The organism is Dysgonomonas sp. HDW5A, from assembly GCF_011299555.1.
GTDB lineage: Bacteria > Bacteroidota > Bacteroidia > Bacteroidales > Dysgonomonadaceae > Dysgonomonas_A.
On sequence record NZ_CP049857.1, the window covers coordinates 1,472,853 to 1,496,927 of the forward strand.

General features: G+C 38.3%; 12 protein-coding genes, 1 tRNA gene and 1 pseudogene. 8 read left to right on the plus strand and 6 right to left on the minus strand.

The features are described from left to right. Positions 1-48: 48 nt before the first annotated feature. From araA to G7050_RS06115, 3 genes are all read right to left on the minus strand, one after another. A complete protein-coding gene (gene araA, locus G7050_RS06105; protein WP_166112669.1) occupies positions 49-1,554 on the minus strand; it encodes an L-arabinose isomerase in 1,506 nt (501 codons plus the stop codon). Between the two features lie 66 nt (positions 1,555-1,620). After that, positions 1,621-2,304, minus strand: a complete 684-nt coding sequence (gene araD / locus G7050_RS06110; RefSeq protein ID WP_166112672.1) for an L-ribulose-5-phosphate 4-epimerase — start codon at positions 2,302-2,304, stop codon at positions 1,621-1,623. Between the two features lie 184 nt (positions 2,305-2,488). After that, complete coding sequence (locus tag G7050_RS06115) at positions 2,489-3,181, minus strand: NUDIX domain-containing protein (RefSeq protein WP_166112675.1); 693 nt, start codon at positions 3,179-3,181, stop codon at positions 2,489-2,491. Between the two features lie 393 nt (positions 3,182-3,574). Between G7050_RS06115 and G7050_RS06120 the strand changes: the two genes are divergently transcribed. The 8 genes from G7050_RS06120 (at position 3,575) to G7050_RS06155 (ending at position 21,982) form a co-directional block, all read left to right on the plus strand. Next, entirely contained in the window at positions 3,575-4,609 is a 1,035-nt protein-coding gene (locus tag G7050_RS06120; RefSeq protein WP_255499266.1) for a hypothetical protein, read from the plus strand. A 312-nt stretch (positions 4,610-4,921) separates the two neighbouring features. Next, a complete protein-coding gene (locus tag G7050_RS06125; RefSeq protein ID WP_166112678.1) occupies positions 4,922-8,953 on the plus strand; it encodes a response regulator in 4,032 nt (1,343 codons plus the stop codon). 224 nt (positions 8,954-9,177) lie between these two features. Then, positions 9,178-12,180: a SusC/RagA family TonB-linked outer membrane protein gene (locus G7050_RS06130; protein WP_255499267.1), complete on the plus strand. Its 3,003-nt coding sequence runs from the start codon at positions 9,178-9,180 to the stop codon at positions 12,178-12,180. Positions 12,181-12,246: 66 nt separating this feature from the next. After that, the gene (locus G7050_RS06135) at positions 12,247-13,881 is read left to right on the plus strand and encodes a RagB/SusD family nutrient uptake outer membrane protein (protein ID WP_166112681.1); all 1,635 of its coding nucleotides are present in this window, start codon (positions 12,247-12,249) and stop codon (positions 13,879-13,881) included. Between the two features lie 191 nt (positions 13,882-14,072). Further along, positions 14,073-14,834 carry a basic secretory protein-like protein gene (locus G7050_RS06140; protein WP_166112684.1) on the plus strand — a complete coding sequence of 254 codons (762 nt, stop codon included), beginning with the start codon at positions 14,073-14,075 and terminating at the stop codon, positions 14,832-14,834. 70 nt (positions 14,835-14,904) lie between these two features. After that, positions 14,905-17,235 (plus strand): GH92 family glycosyl hydrolase, encoded by a 2,331-nt coding sequence (locus G7050_RS06145; RefSeq protein WP_166112687.1) that lies wholly within the window; start codon positions 14,905-14,907, stop codon positions 17,233-17,235. A 107-nt stretch (positions 17,236-17,342) separates the two neighbouring features. After that, complete coding sequence (locus tag G7050_RS06150) at positions 17,343-19,706, plus strand: GH92 family glycosyl hydrolase (RefSeq protein ID WP_166112690.1); 2,364 nt, start codon at positions 17,343-17,345, stop codon at positions 19,704-19,706. Beyond that, positions 19,703-21,982: a GH92 family glycosyl hydrolase gene (locus tag G7050_RS06155; RefSeq protein ID WP_166112693.1), complete on the plus strand. Its 2,280-nt coding sequence runs from the start codon at positions 19,703-19,705 to the stop codon at positions 21,980-21,982. The genes G7050_RS06150 and G7050_RS06155 overlap by 4 nt, the downstream gene beginning before the upstream one ends. 178 nt (positions 21,983-22,160) lie before the next feature. On the opposite strand, the gene G7050_RS06160 is transcribed toward G7050_RS06155, so the two are convergent. The 3 genes and pseudogenes from G7050_RS06160 to G7050_RS06165 form a co-directional block, all read right to left on the minus strand. Beyond that, a tRNA-Val gene (locus G7050_RS06160) sits at positions 22,161-22,235 on the minus strand. 107 nt (positions 22,236-22,342) lie between these two features. After that, a complete protein-coding gene (locus tag G7050_RS18000) occupies positions 22,343-22,864 on the minus strand; it encodes a hypothetical protein (RefSeq protein ID WP_370521999.1) in 522 nt (173 codons plus the stop codon). Between the two features lie 60 nt (positions 22,865-22,924). Continuing rightward, positions 22,925-24,063, minus strand: a pseudogene (locus G7050_RS06165) (DNA polymerase III subunit gamma/tau); the annotation flags it as partial. Positions 24,064-24,075 lie beyond the last annotated feature (12 nt).

The following is a 24,075-nucleotide window of genomic DNA, read 5'->3' on the forward strand; positions in this document are numbered from 1 at the left end:
CCCGAGGATCAAAGCATCCCCAAGGCTATCGGTCAAACCTTAACTAACTTACTGTAATGCTTTATTTAGCAAATAGAACACTTCGTTTACTTTCAATTCGAATTTGAACTTGTTGATAGTTGTGTCTTTATCAATAGTTATCAATTCGATTCCGGCTATATCGGCATAGTCTTCCAAAAACTCATTGGTCAATGCATATGAGAATGATGTATGATGAGTACCTCCGGCTAATATCCAAGCTGCTGCACCTATTTCAAGATTGGGTTGTGGTATCCACAAAGCACTTGCAACGGGTAATTTGGGTAATGCGGCTTTAGGCTCGATAACATCTACATTATTTACAATCATACGGAAACGATTACCCATATCTACGATGGTTGCTGCAACTCCTGTTCCTGCATGAGCTGTGAAAACCAAACGTGCAGGATCGGCTTTACCGCCAATACCTAAGGGATGAACTTCCAATCGTGGTTTTTGAGTTGTAATTTCGGGAGATACTTCCAACATATGAGATTGAAGAATTGCACTTTGCTCTCCATCGAAATGATATGTATAATCTTCCAGGAATGAGGTTCCTCCGGGTAATCCTTTCGCCATCACCCACATAGTTCTAAGCAAGGCAGCTGTTTTCCAGTCACCTTCTGCACCAAAACCGTAACCTTCTGCCATCAATCGTTGGCAAGCCAGACCGGGTAATTGATTCAAACCATGCAAGGCATTGAAATTGGTTGTAAATGCTTTCGCTCCTTTGTCTTTCAAGAAGCGGCGAAGAGCTATTTCTTCACGGGCAGCCTCACGTACTTGTCCGTGATTTTTTGCTCCTTTTTTGCAATCGTCTGCAAATATGTATTCTTTTTCGTATTCTGCAACTAAGGCATCTACGTCTGATTCTGTTACTTTATCTTGGAAAGCGACTAAATCACCTACTCCATAGTAATCGTTGTGATAACCTAGTCTCAATTCAGCTTCTAATTTGTCGCCATCGGTTACAGCCACATTATTCATATTGTCACCAAAACGAACAATAATCATTCCCTGAGCATCTGCCCAAGCTGCTGCAACACGTTGCCAAACGGCTATTTTAGCCTGAACTTTGGCATCAGACCAATGTCCTACAACTACTTTTCGGTTTTTACGCATACGGCTTACCATGTGACCAAATTCACGGTCGCCATGTGCCGATTGATTCAGGTTCATGAAATCCATATCGATTTCTGACCATGGAATTTCTTTATTAAATTGAGTATGAAGATGTAAAAGTGGTTTTTTATAATCCTTTAAGCCTTGAATCCACATTTTTGCAGGCGAGAAGGTATGCATCCATGTAATAATACCGATACATTTGGGGTCATTATTTGCTTCCGAGAAGGTTTTCGATACTTCGGCAGAAGAGTTTACAGTTCCTTTAAATACTACTTTAACAGGCAGTGTACCTGCTGCATTCAAGCCTTTTACTATTTCAGTAGAATGTGCATTCACTGCTACAACAGCATCTCCACCATACAATAATTGTGCTCCGGTTACAAACCAAACTTCTAAATCTTTGAATTCCATGATATATAAATTTTTGGGATTAATCTTATAGTTATACTTAATTAGTTACGAGTTACGAGAGAAAGTTTATTGACCGTAATAAGCATCGGGTCCGTGTTTTCTGAAAAAATGTTTCTTGATAAGGTCATCATTCATTTTCAATTGTGGATTTACAGCGAATGATATGGATGCCATCTTAGCAACCTGCTCCAATACAACAGCATTATGTACCGCATTATGTGCATTCTTTCCCCACGAAAATGGTCCGTGATTATTTACTAAAACTCCGGGAGTATATTCTGCATTTAAATCTTTGAAGCGTTCTACAATTACATTACCTGTTTCCAGTTCGTATTTATTTTCGATTTCGTCAGAGGTCATTTGTCGGGTGCATGGTATGGCATCCTTAAAGTAATCGGCATGCGTAGTTCCAATATTAGGAATATCGCAACCGGCTTGTGCCCAAGCTGTAGCATAGGTAGAATGGGTATGAACTATTCCTCCGATTGCAGGAAATGCTCTGTATAAAACAAGATGTGTAGCGGTGTCTGAAGATGGTTTCAGCTTTCCTTCGATCACATTACCATCCAAATCTACCACCACCATATCGTCGGCTGTCATTACATCGTATGATACTCCCGATGGTTTAATGACTACCAATTGAGAATTTTGGTCTATTGCACTGACGTTTCCCCAGGTAAATAGTACCAATCCGTGCTTTACCAGATCAAGGTTAGCTTCAAAAACTTCTTTCTTTAATGTTTCTAACATACCATTACAAGGTTAAATGCAAAATAAGTGTTTTCGTTACACTTGCAATATTAGCAATAAGTGTACAAAACAACACTTATCGACCATGTGTTATAAAACATATTAGAAATAAAAAAAGTCTCACAATAGATTATCGAAGCAATAATCTATTATAAGACAAGTAATTATTCGTTATAAAAATATTTCAGAGGGAGAAAAAATAGCCCTTTTGAAGTAATTGATCGTATTTCTCTTTATTAAACTTATAATAATAAGCTCCTCTTTTCGAACTGGATTTATCTTTATCTTCCTGTTTTTCAAGAATATTCATCTCCAGAATCTTCTTTCTGAAATTGCGTTTATCCAGTTCCGTCTGATAAATTGCTTCATACAGACTTTGCAGTTGAGGTAGTGTAAATTTCTCTGGCAACAGATTAAATCCGAGTGGTTTGGTAGCTGCTTTATTTCTTAGGATTTCAATTGTATCATTGAGTATTTGATTATGGTCAAATATCAGATTACCAACTTTATCTAACTCCTGCCAACGTGCATTATGCACCTTACACAACTGTTCGTCAAAAGATTGTATGTCGATCAATGCATAATAAGCCAGAGATACCACACGCTCGCCAATGTCACGACCAATTTCACCGTATGCTCCAACCTGCTCCATAAAAACATCCTGAATGCCCGTATATTCAAATACTACGCGCGAAACAGTCTGGGAAAGGCTCTCATTGGATCGTACGAATCCTCCCATCAAAGAATCTTGTCCTTTTAATGGCTCAAATTTACGCTTTGAGATGAGAAGATACAGCTTATCATTCTTAAATCCGAGAATAAGACAGTCAACAGACACATAGAATTTTTCCTGATCTTTATAAAATAGTGAAGTCATATGGGGTCATGTAATATAACTAATGAATGCTTTGAGTAAAAGAGTGCAAATATAGTATTTATTTAGTGTAAAACATACAATTATTCTATTACCACATAGCGAAGATAATCATAACAAAGACAAATATACGACTCTCGCAAATAACAAATTTAAAAATTGAAGCAAAACTTATCAATTATTCCTTACCGAACATAGATCGCCTCACAAACCTAAGTTGCAAAAGGTTTAAGACCTTGATTTAGCTCTATTTTGGTTAAATACTTTCTATCATTCGTTCACCCTTTTTATCACTACATACCAGAACTCGCTCCTATTAACAATATCTTAACAGCAATGAAATTGGTATTTAACCTCATTCTGTTTATTTTGTGGAAAATTTAAGCAAAATTGAACATGACGAAAATTTATTACCTTAGTTCGATCTTATTTCTTACAATATTTTTTCATTCTCATTCACTATTAGCACAAGATTCTCTTGAGTTTAAGCCTACAGGAACAATTATTGCTAAAGGCTTTCTCGATTACAGTACAGGACTAGGTAATGCCGAACACACATCAGGGTTCGATATAACACGTGCATTCTTAGGTTACAACTATAAATTCACACGTACATTGCAGGCTCAGTTAGTAGTCGACGGAGCATCAGGTAAGGTTTCCAGCGGTTCACTCGAAGTATATGTACGTAATGCATTTGTCAATTGGAACGATAAAAATTTCAATATCAACGGGGGATTAATCGGACTCTTAGAGTATAATACTCAAGAGCTTTACTGGATGCACCGATATGTACTTAAATCGTATCAGGATCTGAATAAAATGGCTCCAAGTGTCGATCTGGGAGCTTCATTCGAATATACTTTCAATCCCTTTATTACTGCAGACTTGACATTCACAAACGGAGAAGGGTACAAGAAAGTAAAAAAAGACAATAGTGCACGCTATGCGGGAGGAATAAGCCTTCACCCCATCAAAAATACGGTCTTCAGAATCTATGGGGATGTTTACAATCACAGTGAAGAATTAAGGGATGCTTTGCCTACAGGCTTAACCGGTGCAAACTACAAAGACCAATATATCTTAGCCTTATTTGCAGGTTATATGGATAAGAACATCTCGTGCGGTATAGAATACAACCACTTGTACAATAAAGGATTTATAGAGAATAAAAATTATTATGGCTACTCCGTCTATTCTTCGGTAAAAGTTGCCCCTAAATTCAGAGTATATGGACGATATGACCTAACCGAATCAACTCAACCGGATAGCTTCAAAGAGCCATGGAACGATCTGGATGGACAATTAATGATTGTAGGTGTAGAGTTTCGCCCTGCAAAACAACTAAAGATTTCGCCCAACATCCGTAATTTAAATCCGACAAGAAATAAATCGGAACAGTACTTCTACATCAATATTGATTTCAACCTCTAAGACAGAATCTTAATAAGCAGTTCACCTTTACGTAATTATATTACTATGTCTCACTTAAAACGATCCGAATAGTACCGGATTTATTAAACCTAAGAATAATATTCTCAATACAAAACAGAAAAGCGATTTACTCTATTCTCAGAACTTTACTAAACAGCCAAATAATATATTTAGTTTTACAGGCTAATACCCTTGTTTTTCCATAGGTCTTTTGTATATTCAAAACATCGTAGTAGTAGTATTGTTAAACTAATTATAGGGGTCGTTATTTTTATGATCAAATCTGTTCTGTTTTTTATTAAGGATAAATGTTTGAATTATAAAAGTCATTTTTTTACCAGACGGATATCTTTTCACCTTTTGTTCTTTCTCATCTTTTATTTCTGTTCCGTTACAACAGCTTTTTCTTCATACGGTCTGTACGAAAAAGACATCAATCTTTCGAACAATGCCATACTATCCATGCATCAGGATAAAACCGGATACATGTGGTTTGGAACTTACGATGGGTTAACTCTGTATGACAGCAAAAATGTACAAATATATAGATTTGAGATAGATAGCAAGTTAACGCTTTGCAGTAATATTATTCAGAAAATAACGGATGCTGACACCGGATATTTGTGGATATCGACCTCCTTAGGGCTTAATAAGTTTTCTTTGAAAGAAAAAAAAGTAATCGAATCCCATCCCGAATATTCCGAAGCCAGATTACTCGCTTGTGACAGTCTGGGAAATACGGTTACAATTGTAAAAGAAAATTCCATTTCCTATTATTCGCCACAAAAAAGAACTTTTCAAGACTTTTACTCCAATAATATTTCACCTGACAAGATAAAAAGTCTGTTTTGGACTGTAACTCACAAACTATACGCATTAACTGATGATGCTAATCTTATTGAGATTAAACTAAAAGATATACATACACCCGAAAAAACCGGCTTATCCATAAATAAGGAAAGCATTCACGATAAAAAAATAGTTTATTCATTTTTCGACAACAACACTTTATATATTGTTGATTCTGATAAAAGACTGTATCTGTATGATACAGATAATAGAAAGAAGATATTTATAAAAGACCTGTCAAGCTTGATAGACAAGTACGGATCCATATCGCAAATTGTCAATTTCCACAAAGATATTTTTATTGCCTTCAAAAGCAGTGGTCTAATTAAACTGAAAGCTTCCGAAGGCTTCAATAGTGAGCCTGTAACCTTAAAAATCGGAATTTTTTCGCTATTGAAAGATAAAAAGCAAGATATCCTCTGGGTTGGAACAGATGGTTTAGGGGTACAAATGTACTACGAGAAAGATAATCTATTTGAAAACATTACTCTCGACCAAATACCGCAAAACCTGCACAAGCCTGTCAGGGCAATATATACAGATGAGTACCATAATTTATGGATAGGTACAAAAGGGGATGGGATAATTCGTATTTCTGATTATGAGAACACGGTAAAAAATAACAACTATACGCATAACATCACACGGTTTACAAATAAAGATGGCTTATCGGATAATCAGGTCTTTTGTTTCTTACGAAGCCAGTACAAAAATATTATCTGGATTGGAACCGAAGGTCCCGGTTTGTCATACTATTCGTATGAAGACAATCAGATACATACAATTGAAGACAAATCGGGCCAACAGATAAAAAAAGTACATTCGATCTGTGAGGTTGGCAACTCTACATTATGGATTGCAACAGCGGGCGAAGGATTATTGGAGATTCAGATAAAGGAGACAAAATCAGATATTGATATTGAATCAATCAAAAAGTACTCATTCGAAAAAAACAATAATATATGCAATGAGTTTCATTCTCTAAGCTACAATGGAGGTACCGATCTATTCGTAGGTTGCCGGGGCGGATTTGGTGTTGTTCGACTAAACGTAATAAGTAAACAATACGAATTTATCCCGATGAATAATACCGAACGCACTGCTATTGGTGATGTTCTGAGTGTTTATCAGACCAAAGACTCTACCATATATATCGGATCGAGCTCAGGGCTTACCAAACTTAAATTAATGCCTCAAGGTCAAAATATAGTAAAACATTTCGATCGAAGATCAGGTATTGCCAATGACATGATACATGGTATCTTAGAAGATAAAAATGGCTATATCTGGTTAAGTACAAACAAAGGTTTAGTGCAGTATAATCCAAAAAATGATTTTTTCCATAATTATTATTCAGATCTGAAAGTTACTGAATTCTCTGACGATGCTTATTGGTTTTGTCCACAATCGAAAAGGCTTTTCTGGGGTGGAACCAACGGTTTAGTATGGTTATATCCCGAAGAGTCGAAGAATACCAAATACAGACCGAATTTAAATTTCCTCGATATAAAATTTCCGGGAAATAACTCAACTCAAACAAGATATCTAAACGAAAAATCAAATAAGTTGGAATTACCTGCTAAGATGAATTCGTTTTCGATTTCTTTTATTGCAATAGACTATATAAATGGTTCTGATTATGAATACTCATACATTATAGAAGGCTACACTCCTTCGTGGAAAGAACTGCAAAATGATAATGAAGTGGTCTTCACCAATCTTCCGCCCGGAAATTATACTTTGAAAGTAAAGTTTAAGAATGATGTTCTGGATTCTGATTATTACAGTTTAAATATAACCATACTACCTCCTTGGTATTTAAGCATATGGGCTATTGCATGCTATATAATTGGAGCTATACTCTTATTATTAGGCACTGCATATTATTTAAAAATCAGAATACAGAGGAGACAACTGGCTATAGCCAATAAGATAAAAGAGGAGCAGAAAGAAAAACTATTGGAGACAAAACTCAATTTCTTTACCAATATCACACACGAACTCTATACTCCTTTGACGCTGATAAACGGAGTTTGTGAGCAGATTCTGGAGTATTCGATACAGGATGATAAGTTGAGTAAATACACCAATATATTGAATAACAATGTAAATAATCTGAATGAACTTATACAGGAAATTCTTGATTTCAGAAAAATCGAAAATTCAGAATTTAACTCGAAATCAATAAAACGTACTCTCATATCGGAAATAATAAATAACCAATTAGTTTCATTTACACATGTTGCCAATCAGACAAGTATAAAATATACCGCAACGGTTCCTGACAATCTTTACTGGAATACGGATGAAGCGTATTTTAAGAAAATATTTACCAATTTAATCTCGAATGCGTTTAAATATACTTCCTCCGGAGGCCTTATCAAAATAGAAGCACTCATAAAGAATAACTCACTTATTATTAGCATATATAACACAGGACAAGGTATAGAGGAGTCGCAAAAGATGAAAATATTTGATCGTTATTATATTCTTGACAATATCGAAAAGAATGGATATGCTCAAATGACTTCAAGCAATGGACTAGGTCTTTTGATTTGTTACAGTCTTGTTAAACTGTTGGGAGGAGATATAAAAGTAAATAGTGAGATAAATGAATATGCTGAGTTTGTTGTCACTTTGCCCTTTCTGGAAATCGACAACGAAATTCCAGAAACAACGACAACAGAGACATTATTGAATAAAACAGAGAGCCAGCCTTATGAAATTACAACACAGCCAACTATATTGGTTGTTGACGACAATAGGGAAATTGTATGGCTCATATCGCAGATTTTATCTTCCGATTATATTATAAAAGAAGCAAACGATGCTTCGGAAGCTCTCAAAATGGTAGAGAATATTACACCCTCTCTCATAATACTTGATATTATGATGCCGGAGATAGACGGATTGGAATTAACCAAACGCCTTAGAGCAAATAAGTTTACAAAACACATTCCGATATTAATCGTATCGGCAAAAGTTACGGCAAAAGAGCAGGCCGAAGCATATGATGCAGGAGCCAATACATATCTGACCAAACCTTTTTCTTCGGAGTTGCTCCGTTCTGTGGTACATCGCATGCTTACCTCCAAAGGAGAACTGAAAGAATACTATGATTCACCCGAGAGTGCTTATGAATATTCGGAAGGAAAACTGGTACATCAAGAGGACAAAAGTTTTATGGAAGATATAATCTCTATTATAGAGGAGAATATCGAAAATGAAACCTTAAGACCCGAATTAATTGCCGGAAAACTGGGAATCAGCAGTCGCAGCTTGTACCGAAAAGTCAAGAAAATAACATTAATGCCTCCCAGCGATTTCATTAAAGACTATAAGCTGATCTATGCAGCCAAGCTACTGATTAATACAAACCTTACAGTCAAAGAAATTACCTACAAGGTTGGAATCTCCAATAAGTCTCATTTCTACAGAGAGTTTCTGAAGAAATATGAGATGACTCCGAACGATTACCGCAAACATAAGTCCTAAACTTTACCTATATCATAAAATACCTAATGAGTGTCATAGTTTACCATGTGCAAACTATGACACTCATTAGGTTAATTAAGATGGGGGCATCAAAAGCTTATTAACTAATATTGTGAAATCAACCTAAATAATGTAAATGCCGGTGTTGTGAAAACTAACCGCAGTCGCATTATAAATCCCTCTCAGTGTTAACACAATTGATAATTACCGTAAATTAAATTATTATGAAACAAAAATCTATGCCTAAAACACCGGATGAATTCAAGACGAACCATCTCTCGCGGATTTTTCACTTATTATTATTCCTGTTTATATTCTACTTACCCTCTTTCGCGTCAGCAGAATATAAAGAAGTTCAACAAAACGGAAAAACTGTAACCGGTCTTATAAAAGATCAACAAGGCGAACCTCTGCCCGGAGTTGTTGTTGCAGTAAAAGGCACAACCATTGGAACTTATTCGGACGAGAACGGTAAATATTCTTTAAATGTACCAAACTCAAACCTTACACTCACATTTTCATTTATAGGATACAATACGCAGGAAGTTGCTCTCAATGGTAAATCATCATTAAATATAACATTACAGGAGAATACACAGCAATTGGATGAAATTGTTGTGGTAGGTTATGGCTCACTGAAAAAATCGGAAATAGCAACCGCCGTCGTATCTATTAAACCCGACGATTTTAACTACGGTGGAGCCAGAGATCCTATGTCATTGCTCGAAGGTAAAATTGCCGGATTAAATGTAACCCGTACAAGCGGCGTAAATCCAAACAGCAGTGCAGCCTTTCAGTTAAGGGGTGTAACCTCTCTCTCGGGAAGCCAGTCGCCGCTGATTGTAATAGATGGAATACCTGACGGTAATCTCGATTTGATTCAGCCTGACGATATCGAATCGATGGAAATTCTGAAAGACGGATCGGCAGCCGCCATCTATGGTAGCCGTGCCAATGCAGGTGTAATACTTATCACTACAAAATCGGGAAAAAAAGGAGATCTACATTTCGAATATTCGACATTCATCACCAAGCATTATCTGGCAAGAACCCCCAGAGTGCTTACCGCCAATGAATACAGAGACCTTAGAAATGATCCCAACAATCCGAAAGCCGGGCAAATGGTTGATTATGGTTCTTCTACCGATTTCTATCAGGCTCTAGCTGATAAAGATAATTTGACACATACACATAATCTGGCAATAACCGGAGGTAATGATGCTGCAACATACAGAGCATCTCTGTTTTACAACGATTTTGATGGTATTGGTCTACAGAACGACCGCAAGAATTACGGAGGACGTATGTCGTTACATGCCAGAGGATACGACAACATGCTTACAGGCCAAATTAATTTAGCGATTAATCACGATTATAGAAACCGACTCGGAGATTCGGAAGGATTATGGCAAGCTGCTACCACCATGAACCCCACATTAGGGTTACATGATGAAGTGGAGCAAAGGGTAAATCCGATTAACAGAATGAATGCACATCGGTTAAAAAGAGACGGACAAAATACAATGGTCAGTGGTAAACTGGGACTGGAGCCTGTGAAAGATTTGATCTTCTCGGTGTTCGGTAGTTTACAAAGAGACAACTGGTTGGAAAGCGAATACATAAACGTAAATTCATGGGAGTCTAAACAATCGCATGAAGGACTCGGCTTTGCCAAAAAAGAATCGGAACAAGAAATAAAAGGAGCAGTAGAACCTACCGTCGAATATTCGAAACTTTTCAATAGCAAACATAGCTTAAATGCTGTTGGAGGATATAGTTTTCAATATACATTATGGGAAAGAACCAAAATGGAAAACAAAGGTTTTCTGAATGATGTTACCCAAGACAATGATATGGGTGCAGGAAGCTGGCTGGCTGCGGGAAAAGCAAAAATGGAAAGTGAAAAACAGGAAGATAAACTGATTGCATTTTTTGGGCGTGTAAACTATGCCTATGACAGCAGATACGTAGCCCAGATATCGCTTCGCCACGAAGGATCTACCAAATTTGGAGCAAACCACAAGTGGGGTAACTTTCCATCGTATTCAGTAGCATGGAATGCTTCTAATGAAGAGTTTATGAAAGGCGTAAATTATTTAAGCTTGCTCAAAATAAGATTGGGATATGGTGTTACGGGAAATTCTGGAATCGACCGCTATCAATCCATAATAACAATGGGAACAGGAGGCTTTTATCTTAGTCCGGATGGACGTTGGGTTCAAACTTACGGACCTTCAACCAACCCGAATCCAAACTTAAAATGGGAAATGAAACAGGAATGGAATCTTGGATTTGATTTTGGATTCCTGAAAAACCGAATCGGTGGATCGATAGATTTATATAAACGTACTACAAAAGATTTGTTAGGAAAATACGGTACACAACAACCTCCTTACATTTTCAGCGATATTTTTATTAATGTCGGAGATATTGCAAGTAAAGGTGTTGAGCTTACTTTAAATACAATACCTGTATCGGGAAAAGAATTTATGTGGAAAGCCGACCTTGCCGCCAGTTATACCGATAATACACTGAAAAGCCTTTCTAACGACCTTTACGAACAACCGTATATTCTGGACGGAGATATAGGAGGCATGGGTGATCTGGGAAGGGCTATCCGTGTATATCCGGGAGAGAGAATGGGTAATTTTTACGGAAAACGTTTTGCAGGATTTAACGAAGCGGGTAAATGGTTATTCTATAACAAGGATGGAGAGAAAGTACTTGCCGATCAAATAAATGACGGAGATATGGGAGTAATAGGTAATGGTGTTCCTAAATTCTATCTGGGTATGTCACACTATTTCAAATACAAAGATTTTGACCTGAGCATTGTACTGAGAGGTAAATTCGGATTTGATGTTTTAAATATCACCGATATGCAATTTGGCAATAGGGTAGCTTTACCTGATAATATTCTGAAAAGGGCAATCACAACACACGCCGACTTGAATGATACTTATCAATATTCTGATTATTACCTCGAAAAAGGTGATTTCGTGAAAATCGATAATATTACTATCGGCTATAACTTCATCAATAAATCAGGAAATAAAAAGATACCTCGCTTCAGAGTCTATTTCACAGGCAGGGATCTTTTAACAATGACAGGTTATTCGGGTCTGGATCCGGAAGTAAGAGACACGGGTATAAATACAGGACTTGATAAACCCGATCGCTATCCTGTAACACGCAGTTTCACATTGGGGCTTAATATGACCTTTTAAAGAATAGATGAGTATTTACATATCAAAGTAACAAATAGGTCTTAGACCTGAAAAGAAAGACATAAGATGAAAAAATATAATATATTCTCATACCTGCTAGTAGCATTTGCTCTAGTGCTCACCGGCGGATCGTGTACCGATCTGGACGAAAAGTTATACAGTAAGATTGGTTCCGATAACTATTACAACAATAAAGATGAAGTGATTTCGGCCATATTAAGACCCTATACACATGCAAGAGCATGGATAGCACCCACCCAACAGAACAGTTACTGGCGGCTGAACGAATATGCAGCAGATCAGATTGCCTGGACGACCAAAGGACGTCACGGATATGATGGAGGCGACTGGATCAGATTACATTATCATACATGGCACATTAGAGAAAGCACCATAACCAACTCCTGGAACTTAATGTATTCGGGTATGGGATATTGTAGCGATGCTGCCAATAATATAGCAAAACGTGATGCTGCACAAATGGGTATTACCCAACAGGAGAAAGACGAATTTGTGGCTGAGATGAAAGTACTTCGTGCATATCACTATCTTAAATTAATGGATTTATTTGGCAATATTCCGGTAGTAACTGAAGTAGGAACACCTGTAAGTCCCTCTAATATGCCCCGTGCGGAAGTATTTAAGTTTATAGAAACCGAATTACTCGAAAATATAGATAATCTACCCTTGCTTTCGAGCAAAAATGTAGGACGGGCAACTCGTGCTGCGGGATATGCCATGTTAGCCGAGCTTTATCTGAATGCCGAAGTATGGACAGGAACTGCCCGTTGGGACGATTGTATCAAAGCCTGCGACTACATTATGCAAAACAAAGCGGGTTCACAAATCGGAACTTTAGGCTTAGACTCGGACTTAATAACAACCTTCAGCAATACCAACACAACCAATTCGAAAGAAAATCTGTTTGTTTTGACTTATGATTACCAAAGTTCACCCAACAAATGCGGTTGGAATGGCGACTTTTATCATTTTGCTCAAAAATATATCTATGGAGGTCTTTCAAACGGAAACAACGGTGCAGTCGTAATTCCTTCAGCTTATGATAAATTTGCTGATAACGACTTGAGAAAATCTCAATGGATGCTTATCGGTCCTCAATTTTATTTCGATGATCCAACAAAGCCGGTTTTGGGAACAGAAGAATATAGCGGTCAGCAACTTACATTTGTAAATTACATATACAGAGCCAGCGAAGGTAAAACACAGTCGACTATGTACGATGGTGAAGAAAACAGCGGTGCTCGCTTTAATAAATACAAACCGGGTCCATCGTCCGACCCACATTATTGGAGCAACGACTGGGTATTGTATCGCCTTACCGAAATTAATTATTTCAAAGCCGAAGCTTTGATGCGTAAAAATGGAGGAAATGCCACACAGGAAGCTGTCGATTTAATAAACGCATGTCGCATCAGAGCCTTTTCCGATGCCGACTGGAACAGCAATAAATATACAACATCGACCCTTACATTAGATGAATTGATTGAAGAGAGGGGACGTGAATTTATATTTGAAGGCAAACGCAGAACGGATTTAATCCGATTCGGTAAATTTACCTCAACAGCCTGGTGGGATCATACCCCAACCGACAATAAAAATGTTGAAATATTTCCAATTCCTTACAACCAATTATCAACCAACGTTAACCTGATTCAAAATCCAGGATACGCTTCTGAATAACACAACTTTACTAAACTACAGATTCTTATTTATCAATCAATTACAGGATCTGTAAATTCCTGATATTACTGCTTTTCGATATCGAAAAGCAGTAATACTTAAGGTCTGAGACCTTTTTCGCTATTTTAGGAGGTGCAGCAATTACAATAAATTATGACATTGAATTCTAACTTTTACTTGATATATACAATATGAAAAAGGCAATCGCAACGGTAATGTTAACAGTACTATCGTTATCGGCACTAGCACAGAAATGGGAAATACCCGATTGGAAAAATTTCCGATATCCCACGATCCATTTTCTGGATAAGGCAAAAGGAACACAAGGGTCTAAAATTTACAATCGTATAGTACCCAACCCGAAAGCGTTTATTCAACAACATGCGCTATGGGTGGTACAAACATTATATTGGTCAACATCCGACTCAATCCCGAACGTAAAAGCGATAAAATATACACTCGAAGATATAGAGGGCATATCGGCAAAAGGAGGACAGCCTCCTGTTGTGAATATATTTTACAGTTCGCAATGGGTCGAAAAATCAGAATCGTCAGAAGGTGACGACAAAGTACTGTACGAAACACGAGGCGTATTGTATCACGAATTAACCCATGCTTATCAATTAGAACCACAAGGTATTGGAGGGTATCAACAAGGAACAGAATTCTGGGTATTCATCGAAGGGATGGCTGATGCGGTACGATTCCACAACGGATTCTTCCCTGTGAGTGATCGCAAACCCGGTGGAAACTGGATGGACGGATACCGAAAAACAGGCTATTTTCTTGAATGGTTAACCTGCAAAGACCCCGATTTTTTACGTAAATTTAATCGCTCCACTCTCGAAATTATTCCATGGAGTTTCGACAAAGCCATGCAGCATGTATTAGGCAAAAACGTTACAACTGATAGTTTATGGGCAGAATATCAAAAATTTCTGATTGATAATTAAGGAATCATCCTTTTTATTGTTTTGATGGATAAACCTATCCCAACTTACCGAAAAATAAAATACTATAGATATGAAATTAAGAATACTTACTATTCTCTTCTCTACTTTTTTAATTAGCGGAACAGCAGTCAGTCAAGAGCTTACATCGTATGTAAATCCGATGATCGGAACTCTGAAAATGGGACACACCTTTCCCGGAGCCTGTGTACCGCATGGTATCGTACAATTAAGCCCCGATACCGATACTATACCCCAAAATATAAACGGCAAATATGTAGCCGATGCTTACAAATATTGTGCAGGTTATCAGCACGATGATAAAACCATTGTGGGGTTCAGTCATACACACCTCAGCGGAACAGGGCATTCAGACTTGGGAGATATTCTAGTGATGCCTGTAACGGGAAAATTAAAATTGAATCCGGGTACAGCCGATAATCCCGACTCGGGCTATCGTTCACGTTTTTCTCACGATACAGAAATTGCACGTCCTGGATATTATGAAGTGAAATTAGACGATTATGGAATAAAAGCACAACTAACCGCCACCGAACGAACAGGTATACATAAATATACCTTTCCTGCAAACGAGAAAAAACAGATATTGATTGATCTGGCACAAGGTATCTATAACTACGACGGCAAAGTATTATGGGCAAACGTAAGGGTAGAAAATGATACTCTGATAACCGGATATCGCATTACAAACGGATGGGCAAGGGTAAACTATACCTACTTTGCCATTACATTTTCGGAACCCATAAAATCGTATGGCTATGAAGACAAAGAGAAACCTAAATATGTAGGCTTCTGGCGAAAATTCGATCTTCAACATAACTTCCCCGAAATAGGAGGACGCAAAATAATTACTTATTTCGATTTTGGAACAGATGCAAACCCAACTGTCGAAATGCGGGTAGCCTTATCAGCAGTCAGCACATTGGGAGCTATTCAGAATCTACAAGCGGAGACCGCAGGGAAATCATTTGACGATATCGTAGCCATTGCCAATGATAAATGGAATAAAGAGTTGGACGTTATCGAAATAGAAGGTACAAAAGATCAGAAGACCATGTTCTATACATCGTTGTATCATACGATGATAAATCCTTCGGTATATATGGATGTTGACGGACAATACAGGGGTATAGACCATAATATCTATCAAGCTAAAGATTTTACCAATTACACCATATTCTCGGTTTGGGATACATACAGAGCATTGCACCCTCTGTTCAATATTATCAATAGAGACAGAAGCAAAGACATCGTAAACTCGATGCTTGCTCATTACGATCAAAGTGTACACAAGGCATTACCCGTGTGGTCGCTTATGGGTAACGAAGGATGGTGTATGATAGGTTATCACTCGGTTTCGGTAGTGTCGGATGCTCTTTCCAAAGGAATAGATATTGATAAAAAACGAGCCTTAGAAGCGATGATAAGCAGTTCGAATGTACCATATTATGATGGTACTAAAGAATATCTCGAACTAGGATATGTACCTTATGATAAAAACTCGAATGGTTCATCTATCACTCTTGAATATGCTTATGATGACTGGACAATCTACAATACTGCTCTTAAGATGGGTAACACTTCGGTAGCCGAAGCCTATAAGAAAAGGGCAATGAATTATCACAATGTGTTCGACCCCCAAATAGGCTTTGTACGTGCCCGAAAAAGCGATGGTTCTTGGAAAGCCCCTTATAGTTTACTCAATACACACGGTGAAGGGTTTATTGAAGGAAATTCATGGAACTATTCTTTTTATGTGCCTCAGGACGTTAAAGGATTGATTGAACAGATGCACGGCGAAAAAGTATTTACTCAAAGACTTGATTCTCTTTTCACGATGCACCTACCCGACGAATTTTTCGAAAACACCGAAGATGTAACCAGAGAAGGCATCATGGGTAATTATGTACATGGCAATGAACCGAGTCACCATATACCTTATCTATATGCATGGACTTCTCAACCGTGGAAATCGCAATACTGGATTCGTGAAATTATGAATCGTATGTATCGCAACAGTATCGACGGTCTTTGTGGAAATGACGATTGCGGGCAAATGTCGGCATGGTATATATTTTCAGCAATGGGATTTTATCCCGTTTGCCCCGGATCGGATCAGTATGTCATAGGCGCTCCTTACCTACCCTATTTGAAAGTAAAAACAGCTCCTGATAAGAATCTGGTTATAAAAGCAAACGGCGTCAGTGACAAGATGCGTTATGTAAAATCGGTAAAATTAAACGGCAAGCCATACACCAAAGCATACATCACATACGATGATATAAAAGACGGTGGTGAACTGGTTTTCGAGATGACTTCTCAACCCAATAAAAAGAGAACTTTTGCGGAAGATGAGAAACCTTATTCGCTCAGCCAAAAATAATAGACGAAACGTTGTAGGGGCGTATTGCATACGCCCGATATTTGTGTGACGGGCGAATGCAATTCGCCCCTACAACTAAATGATACTTTAATCAAAAACACTAAACTATGAATAAATTAAACCGATATATAATCTGCCTTCTAACCCTATCCGCCCTATGCAGTTGCAAACAAAAGAACAGCAGTGCAGATGATAACCAAGAAGCCGATTTATCGTTGAACGCTTATGTAAACCCCTTTGTCGGAACATCGGGATTCGGGAATGTGTATCCCGGTTCTCAGATTCCTTTTGGAGGAATACAGATAAGCCCCGATACGGATAACGATTACTACGATGCCGCGTCAGGTTATAAATATGATCATCCCACTATAATGGGTTTCAGCCTTACCCATCTCAGCGGAACAGGCATACCCGATTTAGGCGACTTCCTTTTCATTCCGGGTACAGGTACTAAGAAATTTGTAGCAGGTACACACGAAAAACCCGATGAAGGGTATCGCTCCCGATACAGTCACGACAAGGAATGGGCATCACCCAATTATTACGGAGTCGATTTATTGGATTATGGAGTTAAAGCCGAAATGACATCGGGTATGCATTCGGGTATATTTAAGTTTACGTTTCCCAAGGCTGACAGTTCGTTCATTATGGTAGATATGGAGCATGTGCAAATGTTTAAAACAACATGGTCGCAACTCAGAATAGAGAACGATTCTACTATCTGCGGATTTAAATTAGTCAACGGATGGGGACCCGAACGCTATGTGTATTTTGTAGCACAATTCTCTAAACCATTCGCCCGATCGGGAATTATGCAAAACGGAAAACCTGTTATATATGATACCAAACGTTTTCGTAGCGATCGTATAGCATTCGGTACTAAAATTGTAGGTTGGTTCGATTTCGATACCAAAGAAAATGAGGAAATACAGGTTAAAGTAGCCGTTTCATCCACAGGAACATCGGGAGCTTATGCCAATATAAAAGAAATAGAGAATCAGAACTTTGACAGCCTGAAAAAGAAAGGCGAACTTTTATGGGCAAAGGAGTTAAGTCGATTCAAGATAAAAGGAACAGAAGAACAGATGAGAACGTTTTACACATCTGTATATCATGCTTCGTTGCATCCTTTTGTTTTTGAAGATATTGACGGTAAATACAGGGGATTGGATTCTAATATTCATCCGGCGAAAGATTTTACCAATTATACGGTTTTCTCGCTGTGGGATACATACAGGGCACATCACCCGTTATTGAATCTGATTCATCCCGATCGTAATGCCAATATGATTAATTCGATGCTTGCTCATTACGATCAAAGTGTGGAACATATGCTTCCTATCTGGTCATTTTATGGTAATGAGACTTGGTGTATGATCGGTTATCATGCCGTTTCGGTCATCTCCGATGCTATTGTAAAGGATATCAAAGGATTTGATTACGAACGTGCTTTTCAAGCTATGAAAACTACAGCCATGAATCCTAACTACGACCGATTGCTCGAATATCGCAATATAGGCTGGATTCCATTCGAAAAAGAACCCGAATCGGTTTCCAAAACACTGGAATATGCCTATGACGATTATTGTATCGCTATGGCTGCTCAGAAATTAGGAAAAGAAGACGATTATAATTATTTCCTCAACAGAGCCTTATCTTATCAAAATCTGATAGATCCCGAAACTAAATTTATGCGTGGTAGAGATTCGCAAGGTAATTGGCGTACTCCTTTTGAACCTATTGCCTACACAGGGCCGGGATCAGTTCACGGATGGGGCGATATTACCGAAGGCTTTACTTATCAATATACATGGTATGTTCCTCAAGATGTTCAGGGATATATTAACGAAATGGGTAAAGAACTCTTTACACAACGTTTAGATTCGATGTTTACGATGGAATTGCCCGACGATATACCCGGCGCTCACGATATACAGGGTAGAATAGGGGCTTATTGGCATGGAAACGAACCTTGCCATCAGATAATCTATCTTTACAATTATCTGAAACAACCGTGGAAAGCTCAGGAAAAAGTCCGTTATATCCTAGACAATCTTTATGGAGATAAACCCGATGCGTTGAGTGGAAATGACGATTGCGGACAAATGTCAGCATGGTATATTTTCAATAGTATGGGCTTTTATCCTACCTGCCCATCGAGCAATATATATGCTATCGGATCACCGGGATTGGAATTTATCCAAATGACATTGGGTAATGGCAAAAAGGTAACCGTAACTACCGAAAATTATAGTAAAGAGAATGTATATATTCAAGCTATGTACATCAACGGACAGCCTTATAATAAAACATATATTACCTTTGATACTATAAAAAACGGTGCTGAAATAAAATTTGTATTGGGTAATAAACCCAACCCATCGTGGGGTACGGCAGATGATTCTGTAGCTCCATCACTATCAAAACCGGGACAAACCTTAAAATATAAACCAGTAAACAAAATATCATGAAGAAAATCACATGTCTGATATTGACTATTATCAGTACAATCTGTACCATAAGTGCACAAAAGCCCACACCGGTGGACTATGTGAGTACATTGGTGGGAACATTATCAAAATACGAATTATCGACAGGTAATACCTACCCTGCTATCGCAATGCCTTGGGGAATGAATTTCTGGACTCCACAAACGGGTAAAATGGGTGACGGATGGGCATACGTTTACACTGCCGACAAAATCAGAGGCTTTAAGCAAACGCATCAGCCTAGTCCATGGATGAACGATTACGGACAATTTGCAATTATGCCCACAACGGGAAAAGCTGTATTTGATCAGAATGAGCGGGCAAGTTGGTTTTCACACAAAGCAGAAGTGGCAAAGCCTTATTATTATCGTGTATATCTAGCCGATCATGATGTAACTACCGAAATTACACCTACCGAACGGGCAGCCATGTTTCGATTTACGTTTCCCGATACTGACGATTCGTATGTAGTTATCGATGCTTTCGACAGGGGTTCGTATGTGAAAATTATTCCAAATGAAAATAAGATTATCGGTTATACTACCCGAAACAGTGGAGGAGTACCCGAAAATTTCAAGAACTACTTTGTAATCACTTTCGATAAACCTTTTACTTATTATGCAGCCGTGGGCGACAGTATCATAAAAAAGAACGAAACCGAAGTCAAAAAGAACCACTCGGGTGCAATCATTGGATTTTCGACAAAAAAAGGTGAAATTGTACATGCCTGTGTAGCATCTTCATTTATCAGTTACGATCAGGCTGAACTCAACTTAAAAGAACTCGGAACAGACAGCTTCGACCAGTTAACAGCAAAGGGCAAACAAGTGTGGAACGAAACATTAGGCAGAATCGAAGTGGAGGATGATAACATCGACAACCTTCGTACGTTCTATTCATCCCTCTATCGCTCGGTGCTTTTCCCTCGCAATTTGTCGGAAATAAATAAAGAAGGAAAAGTGATGCATTACAGTCCGTATAATGGCGAAGTATTGCCCGGATATATGTTTACTGATACAGGATTCTGGGATACCTTCCGCTGCCTGTTTCCCTTTCTTAACCTCATGTATCCTTCTATGAACCAAAAGATGCAGGAAGGCCTTGTAAATGCTTATAAAGAAAGTGGATTTCTACCCGAATGGGCAAGTCCGGGTCATAGAAGCATTATGGTGGGAAACAATTCGGCATCAGTTGTAGCAGATGCTTATATCAAAGGATTGAGAGGGTATGATATCGAAACCCTTTGGGAAGCTGTTAAACATGGGGCGAATAATGTACACCCTAAGGTAGCTGCTTCGGGAAGAACCGGATATGAATATTATAACCGATTGGGATATATTCCAAATGATGTAAAAATAAGTCAGAATGTAGCCCGTTCGCTCGAATACTCGTATGATGACTGGACAATATATCAACTGGGAAAAGCATTGAATAAACCTGAAGCAGAAATAGCCATATATGGAGAGCGTGCCATGAACTACAAGAATCTGTTCAATCCGAAGAATAAACTGATGAGCGGAAAAACTGAGGCAGGTCAATTCTCAGACTCTTTTAAACCGACTGATTGGAGTTGGGATTTTACAGAGGGGAATAGCTGGCATTACAGCTGGTCTGTATTTCAAGATCCTCAAGGCTTAATCGATTTAATGGGTGGAAAGAAAGCATTCGTAACTATGCTCGATTCGGTATTCATTATTCCCGGTTCTGTAGGAATGGATAGCCGCTCGATGATACACGAGATGCGTGAAATGCAGGTGATGAATATGGGGCAATATGCACATGGTAATCAGCCGGCACAACACATGATCTACATGTACAATTATGCGGGCGAACCCTGGAAGGCTCAATATTGGAATCGTGAGGTAATGGATAAACTCTATACATCTGCCCCTGACGGGTATTGTGGAGACGAGGATAACGGGCAAACTTCGGCTTGGTATGTATTTTCGGCTTTAGGGTTTTATCCTGTTTGTCCCGGCTCGGATCAATATGTTTTAGGCTCTCCGCTGTTTAAGAAAGTAACTCTAAATCTGGAGAACGGAAAAAAGGTTATCATTACATCTAATAACAACAATAAGGATAACAGGTATATTCAATCGATGACATTGAACGGGAAGAATTATACCAAGAATTACCTGACTCATTCTGAACTTTTAAATGGAGCGAGAATAAATTTCGAGATGTCTGATAAACCAAATAAAAGCAGAGGAATAAATGATTCAGATGCTCCTTATTCGTTCTCTAAGGAGAAACGATAAAAAGTATCAATCATATTTCATAAAAAGCGAGAGTTCCCGATAAGGAAACTCTCGCTTTTCAGTATTCATACAATATTATATTCCTGTGCGAAAATTGTAAACTTTCATGGGTTTACCGATTGCTACATTTTAGTACATAAAAAAAACATCCACAAATTTCTTTGTAGATGTTATCTTGTGGGCGATGAGGGATTCGAACCCCCGACCCTCTGGGTGTAAACCAGATGCTCTGAACCAACTGAGCTAATCGCCCCTTTTAGGAGTAGCACTTTCTCTCAAATGCGATGCAAAGATATGTCTTTTTTCTTTTACTCCAAACAAAATCAGAAAAAAATTCAAAATATTTTTCGTTGTTCTTAATTACATCAATTCAAGACCAAATTCATCCTTGAGTCTTTTTACACTTTCGTTTTGTTCAACCATCAGATTAAACTTCTCTAATGAAGTGAAGCCCAGCTTTTTCTCATTTTCGACAGTTACCCGTACCTTCATTTGCACCTGAGTATTCCTCAGATTTTTACGAAGGAATGGCATAATGTTAACCGCATTATCCAACAACCTCTGTTCTTGCACGGGATTATTTACAACGACCTCAAATGTATCTCGATTCAAAAGATCGGGTAAACAATTAAGCATTGTATTTTTCAAGTGATGTTCCTCGGGAATAGATTCCGCATAAGCCTTCCATTCATGGAGAAGTTGTAAAGGAGTAAATGTTTCGGTAAGTATTTCTGTTTGCTTTGCTTCTACCACCTCTTCCTCTGTTTTCTGTTGAGACAGGGCAGATATAGACACACCAAATCCGGCAATAGAATTATTTCGTATTGGTTTTGGCTGTTGATTAGGTCGGGGTGTAGCGGCAGGAGCCGCTGCAGAAGGCACCTGAGATGCTCCTCTTTGAGTAGCAGGTGCAGGAGTTGCAGCCGCTTCTACAGAAGAGAAGATAGGTTCAATTATGACTTTTTTTTTTCATCCACAGATTGTGGATTGCCCGAAAGCTGACACAGGCGAATGAGCGTCAGTTCGACTAAAAGTTTTTTATTCTTGCTTACTCTATAATTTAAATCACATTCGTTTGTTATCTCAATTGCCCGATAAAGAAACTCATTAGAGCATCTTTGCGACATGGTTATATATCTTTCGCGGATGGATGCTCCTACCTCGAATAATTCGGCAGTACGTGGATCTTTACAGACCAATAGATCGCGAAAGTGCGAAGCTACACCTGTTACAACATTATGACCATCGAAACCTTTGTTCAGAATATCGTTTAAGATAAGTAAGCTATCAATAACATTATTGGTAAGGACTGCTTCGGTTAACTTGAAATAATACTCATAATCGAGTACATTCAAATTATCGATAACAGCTTTATAGGTAACATTTCCTCCTGTAAAACTAACTACCTGATCGAATATCGAAAGTGCATCACGCATACCTCCATCCGATTTTTGCGCTAAAACGTTTAATGCTTCCAATTCTGCATTAACGCCTTCTTGAGAAGCCACATATTTCAGATGCTCTACTGTATCGCTTATACTGATACGGCTAAAGTCGTATATCTGACAACGAGAAAGAATCGTTGGTAGTATTTTATGCTTCTCGGTAGTTGCTAAAATAAAAATAGCATGGTGAGGGGGTTCTTCCAATGTTTTCAGGAAAGCATTGAATGCCGCCGAAGACAACATGTGAACCTCATCTATAATATAAACTTTATATTTACCTATTTGAGGGGGTATACGCACCTGATCTATGAGCGATCGGATATCATCTACCGAGTTATTGGATGCTGCATCCAGTTCATGAATATTAAAAGAGCGCTGATCGTTAAAAGCAACACACGATTCGCACGTATTGCAAGCTTCGCCATCAGCTAATGGAGAAAGACAGTTAATCGTTTTTGCAAATATACGGGCACAGGTAGTTTTACCTACTCCACGGGGCCCGCAGAATAAGTAAGCATGAGCCAGTTTATTAGAGGCAATTGCATTTTTCAGTGTAGTTGTCAATGCACGCTGCCCTACTACCGATTTAAATGTCGATGGTCTGTATTTACGTGCCGAAACTATATAATTATCCATTTGAGTTATCCA